Genomic DNA, 18,322 nt, shown 5'->3' with positions numbered 1-18,322 from the left:
CCATGACCGCCACTTCTGAATACGCCTTGGAGCTCAACGACCTGCGCAAGAGCTTCGGTCGCTCCGAAATCATCCGTGGTGCCAACCTCAAGGTGGCCCACGGCGAGCGGGTGGCCATCATCGGGCCGAACGGGGCCGGCAAGTCCACCCTGTTCAACCTCATCAGCGGCCGCTTTGCCCCCACCAGTGGTGATGTGGTGCTCAACGGGCAGCGCATCAACGGGCTGCCGCCTTATGAGATCAACCGCCGCGGCCTGTCGCGCAGCTTCCAGATCACGAACATCTTCCCCAAGCTGAGCGTGTTCGAGAACCTGCGCTGCGGGGTGCTCTGGAGCCTGGGCTACAAGTACACCTTCCTGCGCTTTCTGTCGGGCCTGCACGACGCCAACGAGCGCGCCGAGGAACTGATGCGCCAGATTCACCTCGACAAGAAGCGTGACGTGCTGGCCATGAACCTCACCTACGCCGAGCAGCGCGCCCTGGAGATCGGCATCACCATCGGCGGCGGCGCCAACGTGATCCTGCTCGACGAGCCCACGGCCGGCATGAGCCGCAGCGAGACCAAGCGCTTCATCAGCCTGATCCGTGAGGTGACGGTGGGCAAGACCCTGCTGACCGTGGAGCACGACATGGGGGTGGTGTTCGGCCTGGCCGACAAGATCGCCGTGGTGGTGTATGGCGAGGTGATCGCCTTTGACACCCCTGAAGCCGTGCGCGCCAATCAGCGCGTGCAAGAAGCCTATCTGGGCTCTGTGGTGGCCGAGAACCAGGCCGGAGGACATTGAGCATGCTGAAGGTAGAGAACCTGCACGCCTTCTACGGCAAAAGCCATGTGCTGCATGGCGTGCATTTCGATGTGCAGCCGGGCGAGATCGTGGCCCTGCTGGGGCGCAACGGCTCGGGCCGCTCGACCACGGCCAAGGCCGTCATGGGCCTGGTCAACTGGGAGGGCACGATCAACTGGAAAGGGCAGGCGCTCAATGGTCGCAAGGCCTACGAGATCGCCCACCTGGGCATCGGCTACGTGCCCGAGAACCGCGAGATCTTCCCCAAGCTCACGGTGCACCAGAACCTGCTGCTGGGCCGCAAGGGCAATGGCAAGGGCTCGCGCTGGTCGTTTGACGACATGTACGAGATGTTTCCACGCCTGAAGGAGCGTCAGCACACCGAGGCCGGCGTGATGTCGGGCGGCGAGCAGCAGATGCTCACGCTGTGCCGCACCCTGATGGGCGACCCCGATCTGATCATCATCGACGAGCCCACCGAGGGCCTGGCCCCGAAGATCGTCGAATTGGTGGGCCAGTACCTGCAGAACCTCAAGGCGCGCGGCATCTCGGTGCTGCTGATCGAGCAGAAGCTGACGATTGCCATGTCGATCTCCGACCGGGCGCTGGTGATGGGCCACGGCAGCATCGTGTTCGAAGGCACGCCCGATCAGTTGCGTGCCGATGCCGACGTGCGCAAGGAGTGGCTGGAGGTCTGAACCCAGGCTTGGGCCAGGACTTGTGCAAAGGGCAGGGTGGTGGGCGGCCACCCTGCACCGAATCAGTTAGGGGTTTTCCCTTGGGGACCGGCCAAAACCGCTCATTTTGTCCCGGCTGGGACATCCCGGTCGTTGCGGTGCAACAAGCTTTCCCTAAAATCAAAATCGCACGATCGTTCTTTTTTATTCATCGAGGAACACCCGCATGACGGCAGAATACAAAGTCCATGGCGATATCGCCGTGATCACCCTGAACAACCCCCCGGTCAACGGCCTGGGCCTCGCGACCCGCCAGGGCATCGTGGCTGGTCTCGAACAAGCCAATGCCGATGCCGCCGTCAAGGCCATCGTGCTGACCGGCGCTGGCAAGGCCTTCTCGGGCGGCGCCGACATCAAGGAATTCGGCAGCCCCAAGGCGCTGCAAGAGCCGAACCTGCTGAGCGTGATCGGTGCCGTCGAGAAATCGGCCAAGCCGGTGGTCGCCGCTGTTCACAGCGTGGCCATGGGGGGCGGCCTGGAGCTGGCCCTGGGCGCGCACTACCGCATCGCGGCACCCGGCACCCAGGTGGCCCTGCCTGAGGTCAAGCTGGGCCTGATCCCGGGGGCCGGCGGCACACAGCGCCTGCCGCGCGTGCTGGGCGTCGAAACCGCCCTCAACCTGATCGTGAGCGGCGAGCCCGTCAAGAGCGAACTGCTGGCCAGCCTGCCGGGCCAGAAGCTGTTCGACAAGCTGGCCGCCTCGGCCGAGTCGCTGCCCGAAGAAGCCCTGGCCCTGGCCCGCGAAGTGGCCGCCAAGCACGCCGACGGCTCGGCCTTCCCGCTGGTGCGCAACCTGCCTTGCAAGCACCCACTGGGCGACGCCTACTTCCAGTTTGCCCGCAACATGGTCAAGGGCATGGCCAAGAACTTCCCCGCCCCGGGCAAGTGCGTGGACGCCGTGCAGGCCGCCACCCAGAAGAAGTTCGACGACGGCATGGTGTTCGAGCGCGACCTCTTCATCAACCTGATGTGGACCCCCGAGTGCCGCGCCCTGCGCCACCTGTTCGTGGCCGAGCGCGCTGCCTCCAAGATCCCTGACGTGGCAGACGACACCCCCAAGCGCGACATCCGCCTGGTGGGCGTGATCGGCGCCGGCACCATGGGTGGCGGCATCACCATGAACTTCCTGAACGCCGGCATCCCCGTGAAGATGCTGGAAATGAAGCAGGAAGCCCTGGACCGCGGCATTGCCACCATCAAGAAGAACTACGAAGCCCAGGTCAAGAAGGGCAAGCTCAAGCAAGACAAGTACGAGCAGCGCATGAGCCTGCTGAGCACCACCCTGAGCTACGACGACCTGAAGGATGCCGACCTGATCATCGAAGCGGTGTTCGAGGAAATGGGCGTCAAGGAAGCCGTGTTCAAGCAACTCGACGCCGTGGCCAAGCCCGGCGCCATCCTGGCCTCCAACACCTCGACGCTCGATGTCGACAAGATCGCATCCTTCACCCAGCGTCCGCAAGACGTGGTGGGCATGCACTTCTTCAGCCCTGCCAACGTGATGAAGCTGCTCGAAGTGGTGCGTGGCAAGGCCACCGCCAAGGATGTGCTGGCCACCGTGATGGCCGTGGCCAAGAAGATCAAGAAGACTGCCGTGGTCTCGGGTGTGTGCGATGGCTTCATCGGCAACCGCATGATCGAGCAGTACAGCCGCCAGGCCGGTTTCCTGCTCGAAGAAGGCGCCACCCCGGCCCAGGTCGACAAGGCGGTCGAGAAGTTTGGCTTTGCCATGGGCCCGTTCCGCATGGGCGACCTGGCCGGCAACGACATCGGCTGGGCCATCCGCAAGCGCCGCTACACCGAGAAGCCCGACCTCAAGTACAGCAAGACCGCCGACCTGCTGTGCGAACTGGGCCGCTATGGCCAGAAGACCGGTGCCGGCTGGTACGACTATGTGCCGGGCAAGCGCGACGCCATCCCCAGCCAGCTGGTGGTCGACATGATCGAGAAGCACCGCAAGGACCTGGGCATCACCCCGCGCAAGATCTCCGACGAGGAAATCGTGCAGCGCCTGGTGTTCTCGCTGGTCAACGAAGCCGCCCACATTCTGGATGAGGGCATTGCCAGCAAGGCCAGCGACATTGACATGGTGTACCTGACCGGCTATGGCTTCCCGATCTGGCGCGGCGGCCCGATGCACTATGCCGATCAGCTGGGCCTGTTCAACGTGGCCGAAGCCATGAAGCGCTTTGCCAAGAACCCGCTCGACGACGCCAAGTTCTGGCAGCCGGCCCCGCTGCTGGCCCGTCTGGTGGCCGAAGGCAAGACCTTCAGCTGAGCCAAGCCGTCAGCCCCTGAAACGACATGAGCCTCAAGCGAATCTCCCTGGCCGTGCTGGTGCTGTGCGCCGGCCTGGGTGCGGCGGTGGTGGGCAACACCCTGCTCAAGCCCTCGCGCCAATTGGCGGTGGAACGCATCGAGCCCCCACGGGTCGATGCCGATGCCGCGGCGCGGCGCCTGGCCGGGGCCGTGCGCATCCAGACCGTGTCGTCGGAAGCTGACGCCCAGCTCAACGCCGCCGAGTTCGACCGGCTGCACGCCTATTTGGCCGAGCAGTTTCCGCGGGTGCACCAACAGCTCAAGCTTGAGCGCTTCGGCGCCCACAGCCTGATGTTCATCTGGGCCGGCAGCGACCCCAAAGCCTTGCCGCTGGCCCTGATGGCCCACCAGGACGTGGTGCCCATCGCTCCGGGCACCGAAGCCAAATGGACCGTGCCCCCTTTCGAGGGCCGCATCCAGGACGGTTTCGTCTGGGGCCGGGGCGCCTGGGACGACAAGGGCAACCTGCTGGCCCAGCTGGAGGCCATCGAGTCGTTGCTGGCCAGCGGTTTCCAGCCTCGTCAGACGGTGTACCTGCTGTCGGGCGGTGACGAAGAGGTTGGGGGGGCCGGGGCGCGCGAGATGGCCCAGGTGCTCAAACAGCGCGGCATCCAGTTCGACTTCATCCTCGATGAAGGCCTGCTGGTCACCGAAGGCGTGCTGCCCGGCCTGCCAGGGCCGGCGGCGCTCATCGGTGTGGCAGAAAAGGGCATCGGCACCTGGCAGCTCAGCGTCGACACGGCCCCCGGGCATTCATCGATGCCGCCACCCCAGACCGCCATCGGCATGCTGAGCAAGGCCTTGACGCAACTCGAGGCGAACCAGCTGCCCGCAGGCGTGACCGGCGTGGCCCAGGACCTGTTCGACACCCTGGCCCCCGAGATGACCGGCGTGAACCGCGTGCTGCTGTCCAACCTGTGGCTGTTCGGGCCGCTGGTGCGACAGCAACTCGAAAAGTCACCCAGCTCGAACGCCATGCTGCGCACCACCACGGCCCTGACCATCGTCAACGCCGGCAACAAGCTCAACGTGCTGCCCGGCCATGCCGAAGCCACGGTGAACTTCCGCCTGCTGCCCGGCGACAGCCTGGACTCGGTGGAACAGCACGTGAAGACCGTGGTGGCCAACGAGGCCGTGCAACTGCAGCGCCTGCGCGACAGCGCCGAACCCTCGGCCGTCTCGCCCACCTCGGCACGGGGCTACCAGCTCATCAACCGCACGGTGCGTGAGCTGTTCGCCGGTGCGGTCGTGGCCCCGGGCCTGATGGTGGGCGGCACCGACTCGCGCTTCTTCGGCGACCTCAGCCGCAACATCTACAAGTTCTCGCCGGTGCGTGCGCACCCCGAAGACTTGCCACGCTTCCATGGCACCAACGAGCGCATCTCGGTGAGCAATTACGTGGAAGCGATCCAGTTCTATCAACAACTGCTGCGCAATGCCTCCCAGGCTTCGTGAGCACAGCCGAACCCCATAACCGACAGAAAGGCACTCCGCCATGACCAAGGCCGTTATTGTTTCCACCGCCCGCACCCCGCTTGCCAAGAGCTGGAAGGGTTCGTTCAACATGACCCATGGCGCCACCCTGGGTGGTCATGCCGTCAAGCACGCCATTGCGCGGGCCGGCATCGATGCCGCCCACGTCGAGGACGTGATCATGGGCTGCGCCAACCCCGAAGGGGCCACCGGCGCCAACATTGCCCGCCAGATCGCCCTGATGGCCGGCTGCCCCGTGAATGTGTCGGGCCTGACCGTGAACCGTTTCTGCTCCTCGGGTCTGCAGACCATCGCCCTGGCATCGCAGCGCATCATCGCGGGCGAAGGCGAGGTGTACGTGGCCGGTGGCGTTGAAAGCATCTCCTGCGTGCAGCAGGAAATGAACCAGCACATGCTGTCCGACCCGGCCCTGCTGAAGATCAAGCCCGAAATCTACTGGTCCATGCTGCAGACCGCCGAACAGGTGGCCAAGCGCTACAACATCGGCCGTGATGTGATGGACGAATACGGCGCCGCCAGCCAGCAAAAAGCCTGCGCTGCCCAGGCCGCCGGCCTGTTCGATGCCGAAATCGCCCCCATCACCGTGACCGCCGGCGTGGCCGACCCCGTGATGGGCCTGCGCACCAAGGAAGTGACCGTGAGCCGCGACGAAGGCACCCGCGAAGGCACCACCAAGGAAGGCATCAGCGGCATCAAGCCCGCCATGCCCGGCGGCGTCATCTCGGCCGGCAATGCCAGCCAGTTCTCCGACGGCGCGGGCGCCTGCGTGGTGGTCAGCGAAGAATACGCCGCCCGCCACAACCTTCAGCCGCTGGGCCGTTTCCTGGGCTTTGCCGTGGCCGGTTGCGAGCCTGACGAGATGGGCATCGGCCCGGTCTTCGCCGTGCCCAAGGTGCTGGACCGCCTGGGCCTGAAGGTCAGCGACATCGACCTGTGGGAGCTGAACGAAGCCTTTGCCGTGCAGGTGATCTACTGCCGCGACAAGCTGGGCATTCCGGCCGACCGCCTCAACGTCAACGGCGGCGCCATCGCCCTGGGCCACCCTTATGGTGTGAGCGGCCAGCGTCTGACCGGCCACGCCCTGATCGAAGGCAAGCGCCGCGGCGCCAAGCGCGTGGCCGTGACCATGTGCATTGGCGGCGGCATGGGCGCTGCCGGCATCTTCGAAGTGCTCTGACCCTGTCACAGCCCCGGGGCCGCGACCCGAGCCGGCCCCGGCCCTGGTGCCGACACGGGGCTCGCAGCCCCTGCGGCCAGCCCCCGGCACCTGTCTGGCTGCCGGTCTCTCTCACCCACGCCCAGAGTCCACGCCATGAGCCTCCGTTCCAGCATCGATTTCCTTCTGTTCCAGTGGCTGCAAGCCGACAACCTGAACCAGCGCGAGCGCTTTGCGGACCACAGCCGCGACACCTTTGACGCGGTGCTGGACACCAGCGAGCGCATCGCGCGTGAGAAATACGCCCCCTTCAACCGCCTGGTGGACACCCAGGAGCCGCATTTCGACGGCGACAAGGTGACCTTGCCCCAGGCCACCCACGATGCGCAGAAGGCCTATGCCGAATCGGGCATGCTGAGTGCCGCGCAAGATTACGACTGGGGAGGCATGCAACTGCCCTACACGGTGGAGTCTGCTGCCAACGCCTTTTTCGGCTGCGCCTCGGTCAGCATCGGCTCGGGCATGTTGACCACCGGCAACGCCAACCTGCTGATGGCCCATGGCACCGAGTTGCAGAAACAAGTGTTCGCCAAGAACGAATTCGCCGGCCGCTGGTCGGGCACCATGTGCCTGTCCGAGCCGCAGGCCGGCTCCAGCCTCAGCGACGTGGCCACCCGGGCCGTGCCCGATGGCGCGGGCTTCGAGGCCGATCCGCTGGGCCCGCGCTACCGCCTCAAGGGCAACAAGATGTGGATCTCGGCCGGCGAACACGAGCTGACCGAGAACATCATCCACCTGGTGCTGGCCAAGATCCCGGGCCCCGATGGCAAGACCATCCCAGGCGTGAAAGGCATCTCGCTGTTCATCGTGCCCAAGAAGCTGGTCGATACCGAGGGCCGCCTGACCGGCGAACGCAATGACGTGGCCCTGGCCGGGCTGAACCACAAGCTGGGCTGGCGGGGCACCACCAACACCTTGCTCAACTTTGGCGAGGGCAAGTTCCAGCCGGGCGGGCAGGGCGGTGCGGTGGGCTACCTGGTGGGGCGCCCGGGCGAAGGCCTGAAATGCATGTTCCACATGATGAACGAGGCCCGCATCGGCGTAGGCATGGCAGCCACCATGCTGGGCATGGCGGGCTACCTGGCCTCGCTCGATTACGCCCGCAACCGGCCCCAGGGCCGGCCCATGGGCGTGGGCGGCAAGGACGCGGCCCAGCCGCAGATCCGCATCATCGAGCACGCCGACGTCAAGCGCATGCTGCTGGCCCAGAAGTCGTACTGCGAAGGGGCCCTGGCCCTGGAGCTGTACTGCGCCCGCCTGGTCGATGAACAACACACCGGCGCCCCGGAGGCGGCCGACGATGCCCGGCTGCTGCTGGAGGTGCTGACCCCGATCGCCAAGAGCTGGCCCAGCGAGTGGTGCCTGGAGGCCAATTCGCTGGCCATCCAGGTGCATGGGGGCTATGGCTACACTCGCGACTTCCCGGTGGAGCAGTACTGGCGCGACAACCGCCTGAACATGATCCACGAGGGCACCCACGGCATCCAGGCCATGGACCTGCTGGGGCGCAAGGTATTGATGGAAAACGGCCGTGGCCTGCAACTGCTGGCCGCCCGCATCAACAGCACCATCGAACGGGCCCTGCAGCAGCCCGAGCTGGCCGGCCATGCCAACGCACTGGCTGCCGCCTTGCAGCATGTGGGCGCGGCCACCAAGGCGGCCTGGGCCACGGGCGTGCCCACCGATGCCCTGGCCAATGCCGTGCCCTACCTGCAGGCCTTCGGCCACACGGTGCTGGCCTGGATCTGGCTCGATGTGGCCCTGGCCGTGCGGGCCAGCGGCAGCAGCGACGCGACGGCCCAGGGCCGACTGGCCGCCGCCCGCTTCTTCTTCCACTACGAGCTGCCCAAGATCGGGGCCTGGCTGCGGGTGGTCGAGACCCGCGACCAGACCTGCGCCGAGTTGCCTGAAGACGCCTTCTGAGGGCCCGTGCCATGGCCCTGTTGCGTGTCAGCCGCCGCCTGTTGCTGCGCCTGCAGCAGCTCATCTGGTGGCTGATCTACGGCGGGCTGTTGAGCGCCGTGCTGGGCCTGGCCACCGAGCGCATCGCGCCGGGGCAGGGCAGGGCGTTGCTGCTCTGGGGCGGCCTGGCCGCCGTGCTGGGCGTGCTGCTGATTTTTGTGCGTGCTGCCCTGCAGGCCCGCGAGGACAGCTGAGGGCCCGGCGGTATCGCCGCCGAGACAGGTGGCAAGGCCCGGAATGCCCAGAATCCTTCCCATTCATTTCATTCCTTTTCCTTCGGTTCTATGACCCTGGCTTGAGCCCGTGCACAGCGCCGGGTTCGCCACCCCACAACAGGAGACCTCCGACATGACCCGCAACGTGCAACAACTTTTCGATCTGCAAGGCCGCACCGCCCTGGTGACCGGCGGCTCGCGTGGCCTGGGCCTGCAACTGGCCCACGCCCTGGGCGAGGCCGGTGCCCGCATCGTGCTGAGCTCGCGCAAGGCCGAAGACCTGGAAGAGGCCGCAGCCGAGCTCAAGGCCGCCGGCATCGACGCCAGTTGGATTGCCGCCGACTGCGCCCGCGAGGACGACATCCGCCGCCTGGCCGATGAATCGATCGCCCGCCTGGGCCACATCGACATCCTGGTGAACAACGCAGGCGCCGCCTGGGGCTCGCCCGCCGAAGACCACCCGGTAGAGGCCTGGGACAAGGTCATGAACCTCAATGTGCGCGGCTATTTCATCCTCAGCCAGCACGTGGCCAAGCACAGCATGATTGCCCGCAAGAAGGGCAGCATCATCAACCTGGCCTCCATCGCGGGTCTGGGTGGCAACCCCAAGGGCATGAACACCATCGCCTACAACACCTCCAAGGGGGCGGTGATCAACTTCACCCGCGCCCTGGCGGCCGAATGGGGCCAGCACAACATCCGCGTCAATGCGATCTGCCCGGGCTTCTTCCCGAGCAAGATGACCGTGGGCACGCTGAAGGCGCTGGGCGAGGAACGCCTGGCCGCCCATGCCCCCTTGGGCCGCCTGGGCGATGATGAAGACCTGAAGGGCCTGTGCCTGCTGTATGCCTCGGACGCCGGCAAGCACATCACCGGGCAGTGGCTGGCGGTCGATGGCGGTACCTCGATCGTGACGGCGGGCTGAAAATGCCCACAACTGGGTAGCCACAGGGCGCAAACTGGCGCCCTTGATCTCCCTGGACTTCCCTGGACCTGTTTATGAGCTTTGGCGTTGAAATTCCTTTTGTCACCCTGCTGGGGTTTGACCTGACCCACTTCGAGGGCGGGCACTCCGAGATCGTCTATGAGCCGCGACCGGAGCACATGAACTCGTTTCAGGTGGCGCACGGCGGCTCGATCATGACCTTGCTGGACGTGACCATGGCCACGGCGGCGCGCAGCGTGGCCCCCGACATGGGGGTGGTGACCATCGAAATGAAGACCAGCTTCATGCGCCCGGGCACCGGTCGACTGACCGGCAAGGGGCGCCTGATGCACCGCACCCGCAGCATGGCTTTCACCGAAGCCACTGTTTACAACGAAGCCGGCGAGGCCTGTGCGCATTCGACCGGCACCTTCAAGTACGTGAAACGCACCGAGACGCCGGGCCAGGGCCCGGCGGCCGTGTCGACCGACTGAAACACCCACAGCCTACCCAAACCAGGCCGCCGCGGCGGCCGAACCGGAGAACCCCATGCCCCAGAACAAGCAAATCGTGCTCGACAACCGCCCCCAGGGCGAGGCCACCGTCGACAACTTCAAGCTCGTCGTCACCGACACCGCCCCCCTGCAAGAGGGCCAGGTGCTGGTGCAACACCATTACCTCAGTCTCGACCCCTACATGCGCGGCCGCATGAATGACGGCAAGAGCTACGCCCAGCCCCAGCCCCTGGGTCAGGTGATGATCGGTGGCACCGTGGGTGAGGTGCTGGAAAGCCGCCACCCCCGCTACGCCGCAGGCGACAAGGTGGTGGGCATGGGCGGCTGGCAGCAATACAGCGTGGTCGATGCCACCACCCCCGGCACCCTGCGCAAGGTGGACACCACCCATGTGCCGCTGTCGCACTACCTGGGCGCCGTCGGCATGCCCGGCGTGACCGCCTGGTACGGTCTGGTCAAGATCATCAACCCCAAGGCCGGCGAGACCGTGGTGGTCAGTGCCGCCACCGGCGCGGTGGGCAGCACCTACGCCGCCGTGGCCAAGGCGCGCGGCTGTCGCGTGGTGGGCATTGCGGGTGGCCCCGAGAAATGCGCCTACGCCGTGAACGAGCTGGGCTTTGACGCCTGCATTGACTACAAGACCCACCCCGATGTCAAAAGCCTGTCGCAGGCCCTCAAAGAGGCCTGCCCCAATGGCATTGACGGCTATTTTGAAAACGTGGGCGGCTACATCCTGGACGCGGTGCTGCTGCGCACCAACGCCTTCGCGCGCATCGCGGTGTGCGGGATGATTGCCGGCTACGACGGCAAGCCGCTGCCGCTGGCCAACCCGGCGCTGATCCTGATCAACCGCCTCAAGGTGGAGGGCTTCATCGTGGGCGAGCACATGGAAGTGTGGCCCGAGGCCCTGGCCGAGCTCGGCGGCCTGGTGGCCAGCGGCAAGCTGCGCCCGCGTGAAAGCGTGGCCCAGGGCATTGAATCGGCCCCCGAGGCCTTCCTGGGCCTGCTCAAGGGCAAGAATTTCGGCAAACAACTGGTCAAGCTGATCTGAGTTCCCGGGGCAGGGCGGGCCAGCCGGGCCCGATGGCCCCCCCCTGATTCCGCCAGCCCCGCATCCCCCTCTCACCCGGAGCACGCCATGCACGACCTGATCCTGCACCATTACCCCACTTCGCCGTTTTCCGAGAAGATCCGCCTCATCCTGGGCTACAAGCAACTGGCCTGGAAGTCGGTGATCATCCCCTCGATCATGCCCAAGCCCGATGTGCTGGCCCTGACCGGCGGCTACCGCAAGACCCCGTTTCTGCAGATCGGTGCCGACATCTACTGCGACACGGCCCTGATCTGTGACGTGCTGGAGCACCGCCAGCCCAGCCCCACGCTGTACCCCGACCACCAAAAAGGCGTGGCCCGGGTGCTGGCCCAGTGGGCCGACACCACCTTGTTCTGGGCCGCCATGGCCTACAACCTGAGCCCCAAGGGCGCGGCGGCCATGTTTGCCGGCGCCCCGCCCGAGGTGGCCAAGGCCTTCGCCGCCGACCGGGGCGCCATGTCCACCGGCATGACCCGCTTGCGCCCGGGCGACGCCACGGCCGCCTACAAGAGCTACCTGCGCCGCCTGGCCAACATGCTCGACGACCATCCCTTTTTGCTGGGCAACGCGCCCACGGTGGCCGACTTTGCGGCCTACCACCCGCTCTGGTTCAGCCGGGTGCGCAACCCCGTGATGGGCGACATCCTGCAAGCCACCCCGGGTGTGCTGGGCTGGATGGACCGGCTGGCCGCCCTGGGCCACGGCCGCATGGACAAGTTCGACTCGGCAGACGCCATCGCCGTGGCCGCCGCCAGCCAGCCGGCGCCCGTGGGTGATGAGCCCTTCCAGGACGAACATGGCATTGCCCTGGGCAGCCGCGTGAGCATCGCCGCCGAGACCTTTGGCACCGAAACCACCGAAGGCGAACTGGTGGCCGCCACCCGCATGCACTACACCCTGCGCCGTACGGATGAACGCGCCGGCACCGTGCATGTCCATTTCCCGCGCATCGGCTACGTGCTGCGTGCACTCGACGCGGCCTGAGCGCCTGGGCCCCCCGTTCAATCAAGGAGACAAAAAATGATCAAGGATTTCAAGAACACCACCGCTGTGCTCACTGGCGCCGGCTCGGGCTTCGGCCTGGAATGCGCCCGCATCGGCGCCCGCCTGGGCATGAACCTGGTGCTGGTCGATGTGCAGCAGGATGCCCTGGACAAGGCCCAGGCCGAACTCGAAGCCGCCGGCGCCCAGGTGCTGGCCCGCCGGGTGGATGTGTCCAAGGCCGATCAGATGGAAGCCCTGGCCGCGGCGGTCAAGGAGCGCTTCGGTGCGCCGCATTTCGTGTTCAACAACGCTGGCGTCGGAGCCGGCGGCCTGGTGTGGGAGAACTCGGTCAAGGACTGGGAATGGGTGCTGGGTGTGAACGTGTGGGGCGTGATCCACGGCGTGCGCCTGTTCACCCCGATGATGCTGGAGGCCGCGGCCAAAGACCCGGCCTACCGGGGCCACATCGTCAACACCGCCAGCATGGCCGGCCTGCTGACCCCACCCAACATGGGCATCTACAACGTCAGCAAACACGCCGTGGTCAGCCTGACCGAAACCCTGTACCAGGACCTGCGCCTGGTCAGCGACCAGATCAGTGCCAGCGTGCTGTGCCCCTTCTTTGTGCCCACCGGCATCAACCAGAGCCATCGCAACCAGCCGGCCGAACTGCGTGATCAAAAGCCCACCAAGAGCCAGCTGATCGGCCAGGCCATGAGCGACAAGGCCGTGGGCTCGGGCAAGGTGACCGCCGCCCAGGTGGCCCAGAAGGTGTTCGACGCCATCAGTGCCGACCAGTTCTACATCTACAGCCACCCGCACGCCCTGGGCTCGGTGCAGACCCGGCTGGAAGACGTGGTGCAGGGCCGCAACCCCACCGACCCGTTCTCCCACAAGCCCGAACTGGGCGAGCAGCTCAAGGCGGCCTTGCGCGCCGCCTGAGGGGCTTCGGCAGGCGGCGGTCGTCTGGGGGGCCTGGTCAGGGCCGCCAGACGCCCTGGGTCGCCGTGCTGCGGCCTTGATCGGGCAGCACGCCGGCCCGGAACACCGGCTCGGCGCTGCCCGCCGCCACCTGGCGGCGGTAGTCGGCCCAGGCTGCAAAGGCCATGGGGCGCAGCCTGAAGATCGCCACCAGGTTGATCAGCGCCATCACCCCCATGGCCACATCGGCCATGTCCCACACCAGCGGCACGCTGGCCAGGGCGCCAAACATCACCATGCACAGCACCAGCACGCGGAACACCATCACCAGGGGCTTGCTGCGGCGCAGGAACTCGACATTGCCCTCGGCATAGGCATAGTTGCCGATGATCGAGGTGTAGGCAAAGAAGAACACCGCCAAGGCCATGAACGCCTGGCCCGCGCTGCCGATGTGCGACTGCACGGCGGCCTGGGTCAGGGCAGCACCCTTGAGTGCGCCGCCGGGCACGAACTGGTCGGACAGCAGGATGATCAGCGCGGTGGCGGTGCAGATCACGATGGTGTCCACGAACACCCCCACCATCTGCAGCAGGCCTTGCGACACAGGGTGCTGCACCGTGGCCGTGGCGGCGGCATTGGGCGCGCTGCCCATGCCGGCTTCATTGGAGAACAGGCCCCGTTTCACACCGAGTTGCAGGGCCTGGGCCACGCCGTAGCCCATGAGGCCGCTGGCCGCCTCCTGCAGACCGAACGCGCTGCTGAAGATCAGGGCAAAGACACCCGGCACGCGCTCGATGTTCACGACCAGGGCATACACGGCCACCAGCAGGTAGCCCAGGGCCATGATCGGGACCAACCACTGCGCAATGCGGCCGATGCGGCGCAGGCCGCCAAAGATCGACAGCGCGCTGAGCACCACCAGCGCGACCCCGATGCCGGCCTTGTCCCAGCCATAGGCGCCGTGCAGCACATCGACGATCGAGTTGGCCTGCACTGCATTGAAGACCAGGCCAAAGGCCACGATCAGGGCCAGCGCGAAGGCCATGCCCCAGCGGCGCGAACCCAGCCCATGCTGGATGTAATAGGCCGGCCCGCCGCGAAAGCTGCCGTCGGGGTGGCGCTGCTTGTAGATCTGGGCCAGGGTGGATTCGGTGAAGGCCGACGCCATGCCCAGCAGGCAGGTCAGCCACATCCAGAAAATTGCTCCTGGCCCCCCCAGGGCGATGGCCGTGGCCACACCGGCAATGTTGCCCGTGCCCACCCGGCTGGCCAGGCCGGTGGCAAAGGCCTGCAATGGCGTGATGCCGCTGCTGCCGCCATCGCGGCGCAAGGCGTCCAGGCTGTGGCCCAGGCCGCGCAGTTGCACTGCGCCGGTGCCCAGGGTCATCACCAGGCCGACACCCAGCAGGGCGTAAATAAGCACATGACTCCACAGCAAATGGTTGAGCGGGTCGATCACAAGGCGAAGAGCGGCTTCCACAAAGACTCCTGGGTGGGCAGGGTGTTAGGGGCGGTGCGCGATTCTGGGCAGTGGTGCTGGCTCGCCCGGGTACCAGGCCCGTGTTTTGGTAAGCAAATGCGATGGGGTCGTCACGCCTTCCCCAGCCAGGGGCGGCTGGCAGAATCCGTTGTTTCGTTCTGTAGCAATCGATCCCGTGAACAAACTCCCACGCCAACCTGCCCCGATGACACAGATGGCTCCCAGCGGGGGGCGTCAGCCTGCCTGGCAAGCTTGGTCATTGGCCGTGCGCCCGCGCAGCCTGTGGGTGGCGCTGGCCCCGGTGCTGGTGGGGGCTGCCCTGGGGTGGCGCCGCACCGGCGCACTGGATGGTTGGGCTGCGGCGGCTGCGCTGGTGGCGGCCTTGCTGATGCAGGTCATCACCAACCTGCAAAACGATGTCGGCTACACCCGGCGTGGCGCGCACCAATCGGCCGCGGCCACCGGCCTGCCAAGGGCCACCGCCCTGGGCTTGATATCGCTGCGGCACATGCAGTGGGCGGTGGCCGGCCTGGCGCTGCTGGCCACCGTCTTCGGCCTGTGGCTGGTGCTGCTCAAAGGCTGGCCCGTGCTGGCGATGGGCAGTGCCTCGCTGCTGGCGGCCCTGGCCTACATGGGCGGGCCTCGGCCCATTGCCTACACGCCTTTCGGCGAGTTGACCGTGCTGGTGTTTTTCGGCCTGGTGGCCGTGCTGGGCAGTGAATGGCTGCTGACGGGCGGGTTTGACGCTCTCAGTGTGCTGGCCGCGCTCTGCATGGGCGGCCTGGCCGCCTCCGCCCTGGCCGTCAACAACCTGCGTGACCTGGCGCACGATGCGCGGGTGGGGCGCCGCACCCTGGCGGTGTGTCTGGGGGCGGCCAACGCGCGTCGCGTGCACGCGCTGTTGCTGGTCAGCCCTTTTGCCCTGCTGCTGCCCATGGCCTGGCTGGCGGGCTCATCCTTGTGCCTGCTGCCCCTCCTGCTCTGGCCACGGGCACGGCAGCTGCTGCGTGGCTTGCGGCGTTGTACGCAAGCCGATGACTACAGCGCGCTGCTGATCGCCAGCTTCCGTTTCGAGATGCAGTTTGCCGCCTTGCTGGCGGCGGGGCTGGTGCTCGGCAGCCTGGTTCGGGGCTGGGTGCCGCAGGCCTAGGGCCTCAACCCCGCCAGGCCTGCCACCAGGCGCGCACCTGCGTCACCACCCGTGTCTTGAAGGCGCGGGCCGTGCGCCAGGGGGCGCTGTTGCGCACATAGGCCAGCAGCCGGTCCTTCCAGGCCTTCCAGCGCGGGTACCAGCGGGCAAACCAGGCCAACTGCATCAGGGCGGGCTGGGTCAGGTGGAACAGGCGAGCCAATACGGCTGTGCCCAGCAGCTTGGCACCCAGCAGCAGCACCAGGCCCAGGGCCGCATGCCCCTGGCCGAACAGCCACAGGGCACCCAGCTTCACTGGCAGCAGGGCCAGGGCCGGCACGGTGAACATCAGCAGCGCGGCCCAGGGGGGCAGGGCGCGGATGCGGCGCTCCAGCCAGGCCAGCAGTGGCAGGCGGGCGATCCACCCGACCAGGGCCGACAGGGTGTCCCAACCCCATTCCTCGAACACCAGCAGCAGGGCCAGCAAGCCCAGCAGCAGGTTCTTGATGAGACGCAGCAGTGTCTGGAACAGGTCCATGGGGTCAGTTCCGGCTCGGGGCGGTCACTGGGCCGGCTTCGGCGTTGCCATGGATCACTGCTTCGGCCTCGGTGTTCAGGGCCTGGCCTTCGCGTTGTGGGGTGGTCAGCGGGGTGGGGGCCCAGCGGTTGCCGTGCAGCAGGGCCAGAGCCGCCTTGGCCTCGCCATTGAGCTGCATCTCCAGGCGCTCCGAGTCGCGCCGGCGGATGTCCTCGCCCACGGCAGCGGCCTCTGAGGCCTCCACGCCCAGTTGGCGCAGGGCCTCCAGGCTGAAGGCCATGGCACTCTCGAAGGTCTCGCGCATCTGGTAGTCCACGCCATGGCGCAGCAGCTCGATGGCGTGCTGGCGGTCGAAGGCCCGGGCCAGCACCGGGGTCAGGGGGAAGCTCTGTTTGATCAACTCGACGATGCGGGTGGTGGCCGCCTTGTCGTCCACGCACACCAGCACCGCCCGGGCCGTGCCGGCGCCACTGGCCTGCAACACGTCCAGGCGGGTGCCGTCGCCGTAGTACACATTGAAGCCGAACTGGGCAGCAGCGCGGATCATGTCGGTGTCGCGGTCGATGATGGCGATCTCGATGCCGCGGGCCAGCAGGTTCTGGCTGGCGATCTGGCCGAAGCGGCCGAAACCGATCACCAGCACGCTGGGGGCCAGCTCGGCCGCGGCGTCCACCGACTGGATGCCGTTCAGATCAGGCGGGGCAGGCAGAGCCGCCAGGGCCCGGCGCACACCGGCCAGCAGCAAGGGGCTCAGGGCCATCGACAGGATCACCGCGGCATTCAGCACCGCATTCATCTCGGCCTCGATCAGGCCCGCATGGGCCGCCGTGGCATACAGCACAAAGGCAAACTCGCCGCCCTCGGCCATCATGGCGGCACGCAGCACCGAGTCGCGCCGGTTGCAACGGGTCAGGCGGGCCACGGTGTACACGCCCAGGCCCTTGAGCAGCATGTAGCCCACCACGCCCGCCAGCAGCTTGGGCCAGCCCTGCAGCACCAGGGGCAAGTCCAGCGACATGCCCACGCCGATGAAGAACAGGCCCAGCAGCAGGCCCCGGAAGGGCTCAATGTCGGCCTCCAGCTGGTGCCGGAAGGTCGATTCGGACAGCATCACCCCGGCGGCGAAGGCGCCCAGCGCCATCGACAGCCCGCCCCACTGCATGGCCAGGGCCGCGCCCAATACCACCAGCAGGGCTGCGGCGGTCATCACCTCGCGGGCGCGCACCTTGCTCAACAGGCTGAACAGCGGATTGAGCAGCCAGCGGCTGACCGCCACCAGCCCCAGGATGGCGCTGAGCGCCACGCCCATGGTGACCCAGCGCGACACAGGCTCCTGGTCGGCCGGCGCGGGCGCCAGAAAGGCCACGATGGCCAGCAGGGGCACGATGGAGAGGTCTTCCATCAGCAAAATCGACACGATGCGCTGGCCCGCCGGGCTGGAGGACTCGCCGCGCTCGTCCAGCACCTGCATCACGATGGCGGTGCTGGAAAGCACAAAACCCATCGCCGCCACAAAGGCCACCGGCCAGCTCAGGCCCAACAGGTGGCCCAGGGTGGTGAGCAAGGTGGCACAGGTCAGCACCTGCATCAGGCCCAGGCCGAAGATCTGGCGGCGCAGCTTCCACAGCCGGCTGGGCTGGGTGTCCAGGCCGATCACGAACAGGAACATCACCACCCCCAGCTCTGCCACATGCAGGATGGTCTGGGATTCACTGAACACCGCCAGGCCGAAGGGCCCCACGGCCAGCCCGGCCGCCAGGTAGCCCAGCACCGAACCCAGCCCGAGCCGCTTGAACAGCGGCACGGCCAGCACCCCGGCGCCCAGCAGCACCACGGTTTTCAACAGATCACTGCCTTGCTCGATGGCCATTGCACTCCTCACTCCATTCTGCCGGGCAGTTTAGCGGCTGCGCGATCGCGGGCCGACAGCGGCAAAGTTTCACGCTGGCCGACGGCCACTTGCGCGGCAGGGGCAGGGCGCTGTGGCACACTCGCCGGCTTCGGATTCG

General features: G+C 66.9%; 16 protein-coding genes. 13 read left to right on the top strand and 3 right to left on the bottom strand.

Going from position 1 to position 18,322, the window contains the following annotated elements; translation table 11 throughout:
* The first annotated feature begins 2 nt into the window (after nt 1-2).
* The 12 genes from F624_RS0116910 to F624_RS0116855 all read left to right on the top strand — a co-directional run bounded on the left by F624_RS0116910 (nt 3) and on the right by F624_RS0116855 (nt 13,187).
* Complete coding sequence (locus tag F624_RS0116910) at nt 3-785, top strand: ABC transporter ATP-binding protein (protein WP_019575513.1); 783 nt, start codon at nt 3-5, stop codon at nt 783-785.
* A 2-nt stretch (nt 786-787) separates the two neighbouring features.
* Nucleotides 788-1,483 carry an ABC transporter ATP-binding protein gene (locus F624_RS0116905; protein WP_019575512.1) on the top strand — a complete coding sequence of 232 codons (696 nt, stop codon included), beginning with the start codon at nt 788-790 and terminating at the stop codon, nt 1,481-1,483.
* Between the two features lie 205 nt (nt 1,484-1,688).
* Nucleotides 1,689-3,800, top strand: coding sequence for a 3-hydroxyacyl-CoA dehydrogenase NAD-binding domain-containing protein (locus F624_RS0116900; RefSeq protein WP_019575511.1), 2,112 nt, complete (start codon nt 1,689-1,691; stop codon nt 3,798-3,800).
* 26 nt (nt 3,801-3,826) lie between these two features.
* Nucleotides 3,827-5,296 (top strand): M20 family peptidase, encoded by a 1,470-nt coding sequence (locus tag F624_RS0116895; RefSeq protein ID WP_019575510.1) that lies wholly within the window; start codon nt 3,827-3,829, stop codon nt 5,294-5,296.
* A 40-nt stretch (nt 5,297-5,336) separates the two neighbouring features.
* Complete coding sequence (locus F624_RS0116890) at nt 5,337-6,512, top strand: acetyl-CoA C-acyltransferase (RefSeq protein WP_031255314.1); 1,176 nt, start codon at nt 5,337-5,339, stop codon at nt 6,510-6,512.
* A gap of 135 nt (nt 6,513-6,647) precedes the next feature.
* Entirely contained in the window at nt 6,648-8,474 is a 1,827-nt protein-coding gene (locus F624_RS0116885) for an acyl-CoA dehydrogenase (RefSeq protein ID WP_019575508.1), read from the top strand.
* An 11-nt stretch (nt 8,475-8,485) separates the two neighbouring features.
* A complete protein-coding gene (locus tag F624_RS0116880) occupies nt 8,486-8,707 on the top strand; it encodes a hypothetical protein (protein ID WP_019575507.1) in 222 nt (73 codons plus the stop codon).
* 154 nt (nt 8,708-8,861) lie between these two features.
* The gene (locus tag F624_RS0116875; RefSeq protein WP_031255313.1) at nt 8,862-9,653 is read left to right on the top strand and encodes an SDR family oxidoreductase; all 792 of its coding nucleotides are present in this window, start codon (nt 8,862-8,864) and stop codon (nt 9,651-9,653) included.
* Nucleotides 9,654-9,727: 74 nt separating this feature from the next.
* Nucleotides 9,728-10,147, top strand: coding sequence for a PaaI family thioesterase (locus tag F624_RS0116870; RefSeq protein ID WP_019575505.1), 420 nt, complete (start codon nt 9,728-9,730; stop codon nt 10,145-10,147).
* A gap of 55 nt (nt 10,148-10,202) precedes the next feature.
* The gene (locus F624_RS0116865) at nt 10,203-11,219 is read left to right on the top strand and encodes an NADP-dependent oxidoreductase (protein WP_019575504.1); all 1,017 of its coding nucleotides are present in this window, start codon (nt 10,203-10,205) and stop codon (nt 11,217-11,219) included.
* 87 nt (nt 11,220-11,306) lie between these two features.
* Nucleotides 11,307-12,245 carry a glutathione S-transferase family protein gene (locus F624_RS0116860; protein WP_019575503.1) on the top strand — a complete coding sequence of 313 codons (939 nt, stop codon included), beginning with the start codon at nt 11,307-11,309 and terminating at the stop codon, nt 12,243-12,245.
* A 36-nt stretch (nt 12,246-12,281) separates the two neighbouring features.
* Nucleotides 12,282-13,187, top strand: a complete 906-nt coding sequence (locus F624_RS0116855; RefSeq protein WP_019575502.1) for an SDR family oxidoreductase — start codon at nt 12,282-12,284, stop codon at nt 13,185-13,187.
* Nucleotides 13,188-13,224: 37 nt separating this feature from the next.
* Here F624_RS0116855 and F624_RS0116850 read toward each other — a convergent pair whose 3' ends face one another.
* Nucleotides 13,225-14,646, bottom strand: a complete 1,422-nt coding sequence (locus F624_RS0116850) for an alanine/glycine:cation symporter family protein (protein WP_157443500.1) — start codon at nt 14,644-14,646, stop codon at nt 13,225-13,227.
* Between the two features lie 175 nt (nt 14,647-14,821).
* On the opposite strand from F624_RS0116850, the gene menA reads away from it, so the two are divergent.
* Nucleotides 14,822-15,796, top strand: a complete 975-nt coding sequence (menA, locus tag F624_RS0116845; RefSeq protein WP_245573661.1) for a 1,4-dihydroxy-2-naphthoate octaprenyltransferase — start codon at nt 14,822-14,824, stop codon at nt 15,794-15,796.
* Nucleotides 15,797-15,800: 4 nt separating this feature from the next.
* On the opposite strand, the gene F624_RS0116840 is transcribed toward menA, so the two are convergent.
* Both F624_RS0116840 and F624_RS0116835 read right to left on the bottom strand, forming a co-directional pair.
* A complete protein-coding gene (locus F624_RS0116840) occupies nt 15,801-16,313 on the bottom strand; it encodes a hypothetical protein (protein ID WP_019575499.1) in 513 nt (170 codons plus the stop codon).
* Between the two features lie 4 nt (nt 16,314-16,317).
* Entirely contained in the window at nt 16,318-18,183 is a 1,866-nt protein-coding gene (locus tag F624_RS0116835) for a monovalent cation:proton antiporter-2 (CPA2) family protein (RefSeq protein ID WP_019575498.1), read from the bottom strand.
* Nucleotides 18,184-18,322 lie beyond the last annotated feature (139 nt).

Source organism: Curvibacter lanceolatus ATCC 14669 (assembly GCF_000381265.1).
Classification (GTDB): Bacteria; Pseudomonadota; Gammaproteobacteria; order Burkholderiales; family Burkholderiaceae_C; genus Curvibacter; species Curvibacter lanceolatus.
This window is presented reverse-complemented; position numbering and strand designations above follow the sequence as displayed.